Here is a 14,108-nt window from a genome sequence, read left to right as displayed (position 1 = left end):
CATAGCAGCCTGCAACGTGGTATACTCTTCGGGCTCTCGAGTGCAAACAACATTTGTATATGAGGCATGCGCGTTTTGCTTTTTAAACCGAAAACACCCAATACCATTGATTTTCCTAGCATTTTCGCTGATGCAGAGATTTGCTGCGGAGGTAAAACGCGCATGCGCGAATATCTATAACTATAAGGCACTATATCCAATCAGCCAAATCGACAAATGACTGATTTTCCTAAGGATTTACTGCGCTTGCATGCTATGGTTACGCCGGTTTCTTCATCCTGATATATAGTGAAAAAACGCTGTTTTCCAATATACTGTACATAATTCCAAGTGTAGAAAATAACCAAGTCGCCGTCACCAAAGGGTTATCGACTTTCTTATCGGCGAAAAACGGTTTCGATAGTCACCGACGGATAAGTACTTGCCCGAACTTGTAAAAGTCTGATTTTTTTCAGTTCCATACCCTATGCACCGGCAAAGTCATCTGTGTTAGCACAAGCTGCCCATTTTTTTGTTGAACATCCAGATGTTTAAGGAAAGACATCCCCAGTAGTATTTCATCCCCCTCCATACCGGTAACAACGGAAGCGTCTACATTAGCCACGGAAATTCCACCGATGGCCAGCTGCTTTATAAACGATCCATAAGAAAGTGATTTTCCATTAGCGGTTTGTGAGTAGTAACTTTCACCGAAAGGCAGTTCGAGATAGTTGGCTACGCCTCGGGGAATGGCAACATGAGTTGCGCCCGTGTCGAGAAGAAATTTAACGGGCTTGCCGTTGATATAACCCAGAAATCGATAGTGGCCATAAGCCCCCTGCTGTGCCGTAACCTGCACCGCACCGTTAGTATCCTGCTGGGTTACTGGTTGCTGGGCATTCAACGCGGGCGTCGTTACCTGAGGACTATATTGATAGATCACTAATGCGAAGAGGCTTAAAAGTACAGTGACCGATAAGGCTTTTTTGCCTTTCTCCCACGACCGACCGCGCTCATCGGCTTGCAGCCGCATTCGAGCTACCGCCAAGTCGACAACCTTTTTTGAAGCCTCATCCATTTTTAACCAAACCTCTACCGTAAATCCAGTGTGCGGACAGCCGCTACCGGCTGCCCATTTGACATACACACTTTGACGGACACGATCGGTCTTAAACCACGAACCTCCTTTGACTCTTTTCAATACATTTGCTGAACATAAACGTCGTAGTACTCGATAGAAATTTATGCGCGATAAACGCCAGAAAGCTGATCAATGAGCGCCGCCTGAATCGGAGCTGTTGCACGATTGATTGCGGTCACCCCCATGTCATCGCCTACCTGAGTCCGCAACGGCCTGGGCACGGGTGACTCAATTAATGCAGCCACACAATCGGCAACGTTTTGTGCATTGTTCCCAGCCTGTTGCTGAGCGAACAGCTCCGTAAACATGCCGAGCAGCTTTTCACGTCCGTCAGCCATATCGCCATATTGCTGCACCACCTCCTGCCGATCGGGTGCCGGTGCCGTGGTAACCAAATCTGTGGCGTGACCACTGGGCTCAACCAAGATAGATTCAATATTGAACAGTTGCAGCTCGTAATGAAGGCTTTCAGCATAGGCTTCTAATGCCCACTTTGATGCGCAATACACCCCAAAATAGGGAATCGCCAAACGCCCCGCAGATGAACTCAAATGAATCAATAAGCCTTTGCGCCGCTGTCGCATTCCAGGCAGGACCGCCTGATTGAGCAATATCGGGCCGTGTAAATTCACTTCAAGACAAGCATTCAATGCCTCCATAGAATAGGCTTCTGTTAAACCAACCGGCATGACCCCTGCGTTATTGATGACCACATCGATGGCCGATTCCGCTTCAATTGTCGCCACAGCACGCTGGCAGTCCTCCGCAGAGGTGATGTCTAGCTCCAAGACTGAGAGATCAAGATGCTTGGCATCTGCCAACTCGGTGAGTTCGGCAGCAATAGCCGCGTTACCGGTATCAACATTGCGCATGGTTGCAAAGACCTTGTGTCCTTTCGCGGCCAAGGTTTTCGCCGTCAATAAGCCAATGCCACGACTTGCTCCGGTCATTAAGATCGTTTTGGGTACTGAGGTTTTCATTCGTACAACGCCTCGCGTCTGAATTGTTTATTCAGAAACAAGACCGCAATAACGCAGCAAAACTGCCAATCGTGCAGAATTAAAAAGTTGCTTCGCAAAGCCGGGAAAAAGAGAAGTGTTGAAGAGAGCTAGTCAGCCAGCCTGGGGGAACCCCACGAGCTGAGACGTACCGATGTAGGCATGAGGAAGGTTAGGGTCTTTTTGTAACAGTAAAAGACACGACAAAGACCACTTAGGCCCGAAACTTGAGCAACTACCTTTGAGCGACTACAAGGGGCGACCTAGAACAGACCGCCCCTCGCAGTGATCAACAAAAGGAATCAGATAGCAACGATGTTCTCTGCCTGAGGACCTTTTTGACCTTGGGTAATGGTAAATTCAACTTTCTGACCCTCAGCAAGAGTCTTGAAACCAGAACCTTGGATGGCACTGAAGTGAGCAAACACGTCTGGACCAGATTCTTGTTGAATAAATCCGAAACCTTTGGATTCGTTGAACCACTTGACGGTTCCTGTAGTTTTGTCTGACATAATAAAACCTGTTATAGAATGAAAGAGCTGCCTATTAATTGAGCAACGTAAGCCTGAAAACAGTCAAAATTTTAAAACTACAGGACGATGACTGAAGACGTGCAACGAAATGGAGAATGTAAAATGCGGCATATTTTCCAGCTCGCCAAACTGTATAACCCCTACCCCGTTAAGTCAAAACAATTCTCCCTATTTTTGGCCAATTTGACGTAAATAATTCGCGGTCAATTCGGCTACTCTATAAAGTAATGTTTTATATGCCAAACGAGGGGTTAAACCGTCCATTCAGGGCTACTGCGACGTAAATATTACCGCCTTTCCACGCGTTATCACACGGGTAGCCCCGAACATTTTTCCGTCTTTAAGCCGCATTGACCACAAACTTTGTGAAGGGGGAATCGACCGGGGTTTTGCCCAGATGATTGGCATAATTACTGATTACCTTCTGAGCTATTCCAAGCACAATCTCCATCAATTGTTGATCTTGATAGCCCGCGGCCCGAAAGGCGGCATCTTGCTCTTCCGATAACACCCCACGCTGATCGACCAGGGCTCTGGTTGTCGCCTGCAACGTATTTAATTTGGGGTCCGCGAGAGCCTCTCCTCTCTGTAATGCTTCAATGATGGTCGGATCAACTTTCAACATATGGGCGATACCGGTATGGGCTGGCAGGCAGTAGTGACACTGATGATAGAAATTGATCGTCTGCCAAACGACGGTCTGTTCGGTCGCGTCAAAGCTGGTGTTCTGAAACGCTTCGTGCAGATGCTTATAGGCCACCAGGGTCTCTGGGGACACGGCCAGCACTTTGTGCAAATTTGGAACAAATCCAAATGCATTTTTCGAGCGCTGGAATTCAGCAGCAACGTCTTCTGGGGCGTTTTCTGGATTAACGGGAACGATGGTCATGGTGTTTTCCTCTCTAGGTGATGTGAGGCTCCACTGTAATCGTTGCTCGCCGTACGATGAATGCTTTAAAATCCGCTTTTATTGACTCATCGTACACACATCCGATAAGGCACCCAAAGCATGGCTTCGCTTCTGGATCTCCTGGAATTGGTACGCCTGAAGGTACGCATCTACCACACCGCACGTGTCTGCGGAAACTGGCAAATCACCGAGCATGAGGTTGGCTCTACCTGCTTTCATATGCCGATACAGGGTCGCTGCCTAATGCGCGTTCCCGACCACGGCGAGTGGCGACTCAACGCCGGCGATGTGGTGATCTTTCCTCGTGAGCTGCCCCATACGCTGTATCCAGAAAACGCTCTCACGGGCCCACAAGAACACCTGCCCATCGCCAGCAGCCAAGAGATCGAGGGCACCAGCTTACTGTGCGGAGAAATTGCGTTTCAACATCGCGGCAGTTCAAACCTGCTTGGCACTTTACCTCCGGTGCTGGTCATTAGCGCCAGTGATGCCAAACCCTGGCTGGCGCCACTGGTCGACCTTATTGTCGCTGAAAGTTTACGGCCAGATTGCGACAGCCAGAGCCCGCTTTTAAACCGCCTATGTGAGCTCCTGGTAAGTTACACAATCCGTTGCTTCGCGGAAAACAGCCCGTTGAGCCATGGCATTCTCAAACTTTACAGCGACAGCCGACTGACAGCCGCCATCGATGCGATTCATGCCCAACCCGCACATACGTGGACGTTAGCAGAGCTCGCTCAAACCTCCGCCATGTCACGAACCCAATTTGCGAACTACTTTAAGGAGGTCTGTGGTTGGACGCCGATGCAATATCTAACCTGGTGGCGCCTGCAGCTCGCTTATGCCTATTTGCAGCAGGGCTGGTTGATCATCGATGCCGCAGAAGCCGTCGGCTACGGCAGCGAAGCCGCCTTTAGTCGCGCATTCAAACACCTGTTTAACGAGACGCCCGGCCAAGTTCGCAATAAGCATCGGTGATTAACCGTTGTCGTCCTCGAAAACCATGTCCTCCAGGGACCTATGCTCTGTCCCCTCTCCAGGCGTAATAAAGAGCAGTTTCGAAGATTCCCGTATCTTTGCGGTGTGCCAACAACCTTTGGGAACGACCACACACTGGCCGGTTTGATCGAGGCGAGTGAGCGTCTCTTCACCGTCAAAGCAAACAACTATGGTCGCCTCTCCTGAGAGCAAGACAACCGTTTCATCTCCTTTTGGATGCCTTTCCCAGCTCGACCAGTCCGCCCGGAATTCATAGTAGGAAATCATCGTATGGCCGGCGAACTGATTGTATGAGTCGTTTAGGCGCTGATAGAGATTGGCGTCATTCGCCTCGACATGGATATTTTGTTGATGATCTAATACTAAAAACTCACGGTCCAATTCGAATCGCTTCATCACCGACTCCACTTTTTAGAAAAGGATATGTTCGTTTTCGAGCGCGAAAGCTTCACTCTTTCAAAACCTCTTCTCGCTCTCGCTGATACTCCTGATAGGACTGCTCATATTCATTCATACATTCGTCATAGAGGGGCATGTCCAGCTTCTGGCATTCCTGCTGACGATTCTGCTGCACCGACTGATAAATCTGTTCGTTGGTGCAACCAGATATAACGATAATCAACAACCCGCAACAACATTTGAACATAGCGATTCCCCTTCTCAGAGTGCTCGGGCGCGATTGCTCGCAACCCGAGAATCTTCGTATTGTTCTGTTTCAGCTTGACTTCATTAAGGAACCTCTGATTAATGTCGGCGAGGCCGCCAGCGCAAGGCGAAAATGATCGAAAAAGCACAGTTTACGTGGTGTAAATGAGCATTTTGAGATCATTTTTAACGCAGCGATGGCAACGCAGGTAATTAATCAGAGGCTCCTTAAGCTGAGATAGCGTTCTCCATTCTGTGCTTTAAGGATTTTGCCCGATCAACGACGTGAAACTCTGGGTACAGCGTTGATACAAATGGGTGCATTTTCCCACCTGCCTTCGTGATAAATTAGCCGTTTTTCACCATTTAAACACTACCTGCTCTTGCACCCATCCGCCTAAGGATTTATTGATGGCCTCTACCGCATTCCACAGTTCTTTCCGTAAATACCATCGCTGGCTGGGATTTTTCCTGGCAGGTGTCATGGCGCTTTACGCCAGTAGTGGTGTTCTACTGATTTTTCGCACAACCGATGTTCTCAAATTCGAAGAGACCACCCAGCAGCAACTCCAGCCCGCGCTGAACGCCAAACAGCTGGAAGAGGAATTGCACATCCGCAACTTTAAAGTGACCGGAGAATCTGCAACGCAGATCAATTTTCCCCAGGGCAACTACGACAAAGCATCCGGAGTCGCAACCGTCACCAAAAAAGACTACCCCGCGCCCATCGCCAGCGTTGTTGGCATGCATAAGGCGACAGTTAACAGCCCCATCTTTTTTCTGAACATCTTTTTTGGGCTCGGCTTACTGTTCTTCGCGATTTCATCATTCCTGATGTTTATTCCCAAATTACCTCAGTTTCGCAACGGTCTGAAAATCGCCGGAGCCGGCTTTGTTCTAGCGCTTCTGGTGGTGGTATTTGGATAAGCAGACAGCTTATTTGTCCAACCCTATCATCCGCTGCATACACTCAATAAACACCGGCCGCAGGTCTTCAGGAATGGGCTTGAGAATGTCGTCCTGAACTTGCTCTGCCAGGGGAATCATCTGTTTGACCAGGTGCTTCCCCGGCTCGGTCAGCGCTACAGAATACGCGCGGGCATCCTGTTCTGATTTTTGTCGCACAACCAACTCACGAGTCACCAGGCGCTCGATCATTTCAGCCAGAGTATTGCGGTCAAAACCGCTCATTTCTGCCAGCACCACGTAGGTGAGACCTGGATTCTGAAAAATCGTCACCAAAACTGACAGCAATTGTCGGGAAATACCGAATTCCCCTAGGCGCTCATTAAAGACTTCTCTGGAGCGTTGATGACAGCGGCGCAACAAATGCCCAGGGGTTTCAGCCAGATTAAACGCCAGCACTTCGTGCTCTTCAGCCAGCTTTTGGTGAGACATATTCTGTATTCTCTTTGTGTCTTATGATTGTTGAAGCTAAGAGCGAAACCATGGCACATCATTCACCTTAGGCGTTGAAGTCTACTACGCCTGCGCGAGACTTGCATTTATCGAGCAGCTTTGTTGTCTCTCGTAGATAACATGGGGACAGCGGGTGAAAAAAACCCATCCCCCCCTATAATCTTCCATTCCAAAACCGAATCAAATTCGACCAGAGGTACACATGAAAACGGTGAAGTTAGGACGCAGTGGCTTAGACATCACGGACGTCTGCCTGGGCACCATGACCTGGGGCAATCAGAACGACCAGGCCGACGCCAACGAACAGATCGAATTCGCGTTGGATCAAGGGGTTAACTTTTTTGATACTGCGGAACTCTATGCAGTCCCGCCTACCCCCGACACTTACGGCAAGACTGAGGCGTTGATCGGCAATTGGCTGGCAGCAAACAGTGGTCGCCGCAAAGAGATGATCCTGGCCAGCAAAATCGTCGGGACAGGCATTCCCTGGGTGAGAGATGCCAGTGACATCAGCGGCGCAACGGTAGAACAGGCTGTCGACGCCTCGCTCGAACGCTTGCAGACAGATTACATCGATCTGTATCAATTGCATTGGCCAAACCGCACGTCACCGCATTTTGGTAAGCATTGGCCCAACCACTATCGCTTTAGCGATATTGATCGCGATGAACACACAGCGCAGATGCTGGATATCCTGCAAGGTATTGATCGTTGCATTAAAGCGGGAAAAATTCGTCATTTTGGACTGTCTGATGATACCACTTGGGGTATTAACACCTACCTGCGCCTTAGCGAACAACACGCTCTGCCGCGCCCCGTCTCAATTCAGAATGAGTTCAATCTGCTGCACACGAAAGATTGGCCCTACCTGATCGAAAATTGCCTGCATGAAGATGTGGCCTTTCTCCCCTGGTCACCCCTCGCAGCAGGCGCTCTCACCGGCAAGTATCTCGACGGCGCCAGACCCGAGGGCAGCCGCTGGAGTTTCGCGCAGCGCAACGGCTTGTTCCGAGATACCGAAAGCTCTAACGCCGCCGTGGGCGCCTATATCGATCTCGCCAAAAAAGTCGGCATTCCGCCCGCGCAATTAGCGCTGGCATGGGTTCGACAGGTTGATGGCGTGACATCAACCATCATTGGCGCAACTTCTCTGGCGCAGCTGAAGGAAAACCTCGGCGCTTTCGCGCTGAGTTTGGACGAAGAGGTCTTTCAGGATATCGCCACCATTTTGCGCCACTACCCGCAACCTTTTTAACCGACAGGGCGCCAAGGATGGCAATCCCACAGTCCGAACTAAACGCGCCCCTGAAGAATACTGGCTACCCACTGCCCCACCGTACTGTTGTCTACGCGACCGCCCCGCTCTTGAACCTTTTTTAAACCAAGATCAGCCACGTCTGCGGCCATGGCGTCTCCGCGGCAGGCATCTAACAATTCAATTTCAAAAGCAGAGCTAAACTCGGGATGCGCTTGAATCCCAAGGATTTTCCCCTCGCAAAAATCAACGACAGCATGAGCGCAAAATGCGGAATGCCCCAACACCTCAGCTCCAGCAGGAATGGCCACCACTTGATCCTGATGGATGGCATTAAGAATCAACGGTTGGTCACTTGAACGATGCAACGTCTCTGCCAGAGCGGGCGTTAATTGGTAGGTTTCGGTTCCTACCCCCCAACCGCCAGCATACTTTTCAACTCGACCACCCAATGCATGAGCCAGCATTTGGTGACCAAAACAGATACCGACCAACGGAGAACCACTCGCGGCAATGGCAACGACCCAGTTTTTCAACTGCGTTATCCAGGGCAAATCGTCGTACACACTGTGCTTACTGCCAGAAATAATCCAGGCATCGTGATCCTGAACAGATTCAGGAAAATGTCCCCGAAACACGTCATAGCTGACAAACGTCAGATCCTTCCCGTGAGGCGTCAAAAAGTCCACCAGCATGGTGCCATAACTGGGATATCGATCCACCAGAGAATCGGGCGGTAGACCAGCGGTCAACACACCGATAGATAGTGCCATACTCAAACTCTCTCTGTGACGCAGCGCCAATCAACCTGACTGCGACATTTATAGGTATCTGCTATTGGTATCTGCGAGCCACGCGCTCTTGTTAACGACCCGCAAAGTATACATCGCCACTTGAGAAGCCGTCATAAACCTCTCCCCAAAAAGCACCAGAATTGTACTGTTTGGTACGACCAACCTGTTTGCACAATTCTTAACTTCACGATAAAGTCCCTAAAAAGCAATAGTAAATGATAAACAGCCGCACTTTGGTCGGACCAATTGATCGAAAAATCGTCGAGCACGAACATTTTCTGCGGGGCAAAGTCCCGCAACCGTCGGGAATAATTCAAACAATGACCTTCGAGAACATGGCACATGCCCACTCTGCCTGAGCAAATCGAAAATCTGATTGCCGTCGGCAAACTCAAATCCGGTGATCGCCTTCCAGCGGAGCGGCAGCTCGCCATGGAACTGGGTGTATCACGCTCCCGCCTGAGAGAGGCCATTAAACAGCTCGTCAGTCGCGGCATTCTCATCAGTCACCGGGGAGGCGGCACCTACGTTACCTCCCCGGAAGAAGTCGAACCTGTACGCAGCGCGCTCTTGTCGCTCGCCCCGCTTGCTCAGAGTGAATCCGGTTATTGGCGAGACGTCCTGGAAATTCGCCGGTCATTGGAAGGCGATGCGGCCGCCCTCGCCGCCGAGAGAGCAGACGACACCGATAAAGCGCAGATTCAAACCTCCTATGACAACCTGGCAGAGGCAATGACATCAGGGCTTGCAGGGGTTGCCAAGCTGGATGCGAAATTTCACATTACCATCGGTCGCGCTGCCCACAATGTGGTGCTCTATCAAATATTGAGTGGACTGGAGGGGCTGTTGGAAGCCAGCATTTCTGACAGCCTTAACAAACTCTATCGCTTGAGCGGCGTACCGCTCGAACTCGATCAGCAACATCGCCGAATTCTAGATGCAGTCCTTGGGGGCGATGCGAACACCGCTCGCCGCGCCGCCATCGAACACATCGACTATGTCGAACGCCGACTGGAATCCATCGAACAGGAAAACGCGCGCCGCAAGCGTTCTGCGCTTGGGCTAAAACACATTACAACACAACAAGAACTCTCATCATGATCATTTCATCTACGACCGACTATCGCGAAGCGGCTCGCCGCCGCCTGCCTCCCTTTCTCTACCACTACATTGATGGCGGCGCCTACGCCGAGGAAACCCTGCGCCGCAATTGCGACGACCTCAATCAACTGGCACTGCGTCAGAGAATCTTAAAGGGGGTCGGTAAAATTGATCTCAGCGCTAAGGTGTTCGACGAATCCCTCGACTTGCCTGTCGTGCTTGCCCCCGTCGGCCTGACGGGCATGTACGCCCGGCGCGGTGAAGTTCAGGCAGCCAAAGCGGCCGATTCCCGAGGTGTGCCTTTCACCATGTCGTCCGTCTCAGTGTGTCCTATCGAAGAAGTGGCGCCGAAACTCAACCGCCCCATGTGGTTTCAACTCTACGTATTGAGAGATCGGGGCTTTATGGAAAATGTTCTCGAACGTGCCTGGGAAGCCGGTGTGCGAACGCTGGTCTTCACTGTGGATATGCCGGTGCCTGGCGCCCGCTATCGCGACGCTCACTCGGGGATGTCCGGACCCAACGCCGCTTTCCGCCGCGTACTGCAGGCAATCACTCACCCGCGCTGGGCTCTTGACGTAGGCTTATTGGGTAAGCCTCACGACCTGGGCAATGTCTCGACCTATCTCAACAAAAAAATTGCGCTGGAAGATTACGTCGGCTGGCTGGGCAACAATTTTGATCCGTCGATTGCCTGGCAGGATTTGCAGTGGATACGGGACTACTGGAAGGGCTCGATGATTTTAAAAGGCATTCTCGACCCTGACGATGCCCGCGATGCCGTGCGCTTTGGCGCCGACGGCATTGTGGTCTCCAACCACGGTGGGCGCCAGCTTGATGGCGTGTTATCCACCGCTCGTGCCATGCCTGCAATTGCCGATGCCGTGAAAGGCGATTTAACCCTGTTTGTCGATTCCGGCATTCGCTCAGGTCTTGATGTCGTACGTATGCTGGCGTTGGGTGCCGATGCGGTAATGCTGGGGCGCGCCTGGGTTTACGCCCTGGCCACCGCAGGGGAAAAAGGCGTTGCCAATCTGCTCGATCTGATGGCCAGTGAAATGCGCGTTGCGATGACGCTGACCGGCGCAAAGTCGATCAGCGAAATCTCAATCGACAGCCTGGTGTCCGCTGAGCTAGCCAGCAACAAAGAAGCCCCGTAATTGGGGCTTGTTTGAGGGCTCGTTTGCCGCAATCAGCGAGCAAACAAGGCCTCAATCCCATCCTTCATATTCCAGTCCACTCGCAGACCAATCGCAAAACCGTCTTCAAGATCCTGAGTTCTGCCCGGCTCACCAAGCTGGTCAGGATGGGCAATATACTGCAGATTCGGCTGTACGCGCAGACCCGGCGTCACCTGAATTCCATAGCTCAACTCCACCATGGTCTGAAAATCTTCAGGAGTCCCTGTGCCACCCGCCTGAGCTCTCGCATAGGTGAGGTCATCCATCGTCTCATCGCTGTAAAACTGGGTGGCGGCCACAAAACCTATGGTATCGCGCGGGCGCGATGCGAAGGTTCCGTACTTCACCAACCCCAATTGCAGGAAATTGTCTTCCACCAATTCGCCTTTAAGCCCGGTCAGCCAGGCACCAAACACCGTAAGCCCGCGTCCGGCAGCATCGGTTTCATAAACACCCTGTTCAAAGCGCGCAAAGAATCCGGCGCGACCATTATCTTCAGCATAATCATTGCCCGAGATAACTGCTGGGTCGCCATTCTCATCCCGTAGAGGATCATTGTAATCTGACGTGTCGTACCAGCCCCCCACTTCGTAAAACGCAGATCGAGCAGCTCCAGGTGCCGACTGATAACCAATCGCTACCGGCGTAATCACACCCGTCGCATCGGCAGTGCTCCAATCAAAACCGTGACGACCCTCTTCTGCCTGCGTGGGATTAACTTCATAAACACCAGCGTGGACGTAGACTTCGGGTGTTACCCAAACCTGAGTGTGCATGGCCCAACTGGACACAGGCCACCAGGTAAAATTGCTGGTCCGAAACACAAAGGTCGGATTGCCACAGGCGGCATTGACCTGAAAATAGGCACAGAGATCCGAGCCCAGAAAATGAATGTTGGCAACACTGCGCCCCCCCTCCCAAAGAATGCGCCCATCCTGCCATTCCTTTTGCAACGTCAGGTTTGCCAAACGCTGCCCCTGACCACCGTAGATTTCCTGAATCGACGTGGTGTTGCCAATTTCATCAACCGCCAGATTGTCGCCGTGGCGGCTGGCAACATCAATTTTGATGGTGGCATCCTGCCAACCCAACAGCTGCTCCAAATCAATACGGGCACCGCCGTAAAACTGACCGGCATAGGCGCTACCGGCATCTTTACCACCACTGACCAAAAACGCGGATTCGCCAGTGTACGAGGCATCAAAAGTCACAGGTGAGGATGCTTCGTCGGCGACCGCAGAAGCTGTCGCAGCCAGCAACATCGAACACGCCAGTGAACAGCGAACGTAGTGAGAAACATGAGTAACGGAGGAAAGTGACGTTTTCATGGACATAAGACTCCCGTCGGCAGGCCATAGCCTGCCAAATTATTGTTAGAAATTACGTATTTAAGCGATGAAGAAATCTATCGGCGGATTTGCCTCAGGCAGGTTTCGCCAGTTCACTGGCGACCGGCTTTTTTAACACCCGCAACATGACCGCCGTTACCAATGTGCCAGCGACCAGCGCCACCAAATAACCGCCCAAGTGGGTGACCGCGTTGGGGATAGGAAGAACAAACACACCGCCATGTGGCACTTTCAGTTCCGCCGCCACGGCCATAGAAATGGCTCCGGCCAAGGCAGACCCCACAACCAGCGAAGGGATAACTCGCAGAGGGTCGCGCGCGGCAAAAGGAATCGCGCCTTCTGTGACAAACGCCAATCCCAATACTGCTGCGGCACCACTGGCTTCCCGCTCTTCATGGGTAAAGCGATCACTAAACAGTCGCGTTGCTAAAGCCACGCCAAGAGGTGCTGTCATACCGCCGACCATAGCCGCCGCCATCGGGCTGTAAACCTGGCTGGCAATCAAGCCAGTCGAAAACGCATAGGCGGCCTTGTTGACCGGGCCACCCATATCAAAAGCCATCATCCCGCCAAGCAAAAGTCCCAACAAAACGGCGCTGGAACCCTGCATACTGCGCAACCACTGAGTGATTGCCGCGAGCGCTTCCGCAACAGGCACGCCGACAACAAATTCCATCGCCAGTCCAACCCAAAGGGTTCCCAACAGAGGCAGGATGAGCACCGGCTTTAAGCCTTCAAGATTGCGTGGCAGACGAATGACTTTATTCATCCAGGCAACGCCGTAACCGGCGAGGAAACCCGCCACAATTCCACCGAGAAATCCCGCGGCCAAATTCGCCGCCAGCATGCCGCCAATCATCCCTGGCGCAATGCCCGGACGGTCAGCAATGGAATAGGCAATATATCCGGCCAGCGCCGGGACGATTAATGCAAAGCCGCCATTGGCGCCAATCTGAAACAACGCATAGCCCAGAGTACCTGCATTGGCTTCGTCATTGACGTAGATGCCACCCAATGCAAACGCCAGAGCAATCAGCAAACCGCCCGCCGTAATAAACGGGAGCATAAAAGAGACACCGGTCATCAGGTGCTTGTAAGGTCCTGTGCGCTGAGCGCCCCCTCCTGCTTTTGGCTTGTTAGCGTCGTCTGCCTTGCCGAATACTTCAGCATCAGCAAGTGCTCGACGTATCAGGTTTTGACCATCATTAATGGCGGGTTTGGTGCTGGATTTTAATAAGCGCTTGCCGGCAAAACGACTGAGATCCACTTCTCGATCGGCTGCAATAATGACAACTTCTGCCGTCGCAATTTCTTCATCGGTCAGAGGTGTCTGGGCACCTACAGACCCTTGAGTTTCTACGCGAATGGTATACCCCAGAGTCGCGGCTGCCTGTTGCAAGCCTTCGGCGGCCATAAAGGTATGGGCAATACCTGTTGGGCATGACGTAATAGCGACGATCAACCCAGTGCTTGCCGTGCTGCAGCTATCAGTAGCGGTCGAAGTCTGACCCACAGCGTTTAAAAGCACGGCTTCCGCATCGCGTAAAACTTCGTCAAGGGCGACAGATTGCGGCTTGTCTCCCTGCCATCCAGCAGGAACCTCCGCGTCACCCACCAATAGCAACCTACGGCTCTTGTCAGACGAGTCCAGCGCACCCAGAGAACCATGCTCTGTTTTAATTTCGGCAAACACCGCCAAATTGTGATTTTGGGCAGCCTGACGCAAGGCTTCGGCGGCGAGGATTGCCTGGGTATCTGCGCCAGGCGCGGCAATGATCACATTGATAGGATTCATCACAATCTC

General features: G+C 51.9%; 15 protein-coding genes. 5 read left to right on the top strand and 10 right to left on the bottom strand.

All coding sequences use genetic code 11. The annotated features are described in order from the left end of the window. Window positions 1–451: 451 nt before the first annotated feature. The 4 genes from ACXAFR_RS23040 to ACXAFR_RS23025 all read right to left on the bottom strand — a co-directional run bounded on the left by ACXAFR_RS23040 (window position 452) and on the right by ACXAFR_RS23025 (window position 3,540). Window positions 452–1,180, bottom strand: a complete 729-nt coding sequence (locus tag ACXAFR_RS23040) for a retropepsin-like aspartic protease family protein (RefSeq protein WP_475181472.1) — start codon at window positions 1,178–1,180, stop codon at window positions 452–454. A gap of 41 nt (window positions 1,181–1,221) precedes the next feature. Further along, window positions 1,222–2,100: an SDR family oxidoreductase gene (locus tag ACXAFR_RS23035; RefSeq protein WP_475181469.1), complete on the bottom strand. Its 879-nt coding sequence runs from the start codon at window positions 2,098–2,100 to the stop codon at window positions 1,222–1,224. A gap of 320 nt (window positions 2,101–2,420) precedes the next feature. Further along, window positions 2,421–2,630, bottom strand: coding sequence for a cold-shock protein (locus ACXAFR_RS23030; protein ID WP_475181466.1), 210 nt, complete (start codon window positions 2,628–2,630; stop codon window positions 2,421–2,423). 361 nt (window positions 2,631–2,991) lie between these two features. Beyond that, window positions 2,992–3,540, bottom strand: coding sequence for a carboxymuconolactone decarboxylase family protein (locus ACXAFR_RS23025; RefSeq protein ID WP_475181463.1), 549 nt, complete (start codon window positions 3,538–3,540; stop codon window positions 2,992–2,994). Between the two features lie 120 nt (window positions 3,541–3,660). Here ACXAFR_RS23025 and ACXAFR_RS23020 point away from each other — a divergent pair, with 120 nt between their 5' ends. Next, window positions 3,661–4,539, top strand: a complete 879-nt coding sequence (locus ACXAFR_RS23020; RefSeq protein ID WP_475181461.1) for an AraC family transcriptional regulator — start codon at window positions 3,661–3,663, stop codon at window positions 4,537–4,539. On the opposite strand, the gene ACXAFR_RS23015 is transcribed toward ACXAFR_RS23020, so the two are convergent. Beyond that, entirely contained in the window at window positions 4,540–4,956 is a 417-nt protein-coding gene (locus ACXAFR_RS23015) for a cupin domain-containing protein (RefSeq protein ID WP_475181457.1), read from the bottom strand. It abuts the gene before it with no gap. 52 nt (window positions 4,957–5,008) lie between these two features. Further along, window positions 5,009–5,206: a hypothetical protein gene (locus ACXAFR_RS23010; protein ID WP_475181455.1), complete on the bottom strand. Its 198-nt coding sequence runs from the start codon at window positions 5,204–5,206 to the stop codon at window positions 5,009–5,011. Between the two features lie 410 nt (window positions 5,207–5,616). Between ACXAFR_RS23010 and ACXAFR_RS23005 the strand changes: the two genes are divergently transcribed. Beyond that, window positions 5,617–6,132, top strand: a complete 516-nt coding sequence (locus ACXAFR_RS23005) for a PepSY domain-containing protein (RefSeq protein ID WP_475181452.1) — start codon at window positions 5,617–5,619, stop codon at window positions 6,130–6,132. Between the two features lie 9 nt (window positions 6,133–6,141). Here ACXAFR_RS23005 and ACXAFR_RS23000 read toward each other — a convergent pair whose 3' ends face one another. Beyond that, window positions 6,142–6,603, bottom strand: coding sequence for a MarR family winged helix-turn-helix transcriptional regulator (locus ACXAFR_RS23000; protein WP_475181449.1), 462 nt, complete (start codon window positions 6,601–6,603; stop codon window positions 6,142–6,144). Between the two features lie 223 nt (window positions 6,604–6,826). On the opposite strand from ACXAFR_RS23000, the gene ACXAFR_RS22995 reads away from it, so the two are divergent. Continuing rightward, entirely contained in the window at window positions 6,827–7,879 is a 1,053-nt protein-coding gene (locus tag ACXAFR_RS22995; RefSeq protein WP_475181447.1) for an aldo/keto reductase, read from the top strand. A 38-nt stretch (window positions 7,880–7,917) separates the two neighbouring features. On the opposite strand, the gene ACXAFR_RS22990 is transcribed toward ACXAFR_RS22995, so the two are convergent. After that, the gene (locus ACXAFR_RS22990) at window positions 7,918–8,652 is read right to left on the bottom strand and encodes a type 1 glutamine amidotransferase (RefSeq protein WP_475181445.1); all 735 of its coding nucleotides are present in this window, start codon (window positions 8,650–8,652) and stop codon (window positions 7,918–7,920) included. 363 nt (window positions 8,653–9,015) lie between these two features. Between ACXAFR_RS22990 and ACXAFR_RS22985 the strand changes: the two genes are divergently transcribed. Both ACXAFR_RS22985 and lldD read left to right on the top strand, forming a co-directional pair. Further along, window positions 9,016–9,774, top strand: a complete 759-nt coding sequence (locus tag ACXAFR_RS22985) for an FCD domain-containing protein (RefSeq protein WP_475181441.1) — start codon at window positions 9,016–9,018, stop codon at window positions 9,772–9,774. Further along, entirely contained in the window at window positions 9,771–10,934 is a 1,164-nt protein-coding gene (gene lldD / locus ACXAFR_RS22980) for an FMN-dependent L-lactate dehydrogenase LldD (RefSeq protein WP_475181439.1), read from the top strand. Before ACXAFR_RS22985 ends, lldD begins: the two co-directional genes overlap by 4 nt. 32 nt (window positions 10,935–10,966) lie before the next feature. Here the strand turns inward: lldD and ACXAFR_RS22975 are convergent, their stop codons facing one another. Both ACXAFR_RS22975 and ACXAFR_RS22970 read right to left on the bottom strand, forming a co-directional pair. Next, the gene (locus ACXAFR_RS22975) at window positions 10,967–12,283 is read right to left on the bottom strand and encodes a carbohydrate porin (protein WP_475181436.1); all 1,317 of its coding nucleotides are present in this window, start codon (window positions 12,281–12,283) and stop codon (window positions 10,967–10,969) included. 94 nt (window positions 12,284–12,377) lie between these two features. Then, window positions 12,378–14,099, bottom strand: a complete 1,722-nt coding sequence (locus tag ACXAFR_RS22970; protein WP_475181435.1) for a PTS fructose transporter subunit IIC — start codon at window positions 14,097–14,099, stop codon at window positions 12,378–12,380. Window positions 14,100–14,108 lie beyond the last annotated feature (9 nt).

It is taken from the genome of Pseudomaricurvus sp. ABR4_320 (genome assembly GCF_056159445.1).
The sequence above is the reverse complement of the archived record's forward strand: the minus strand, read 5'-3'. Positions and strand labels throughout refer to the sequence as shown.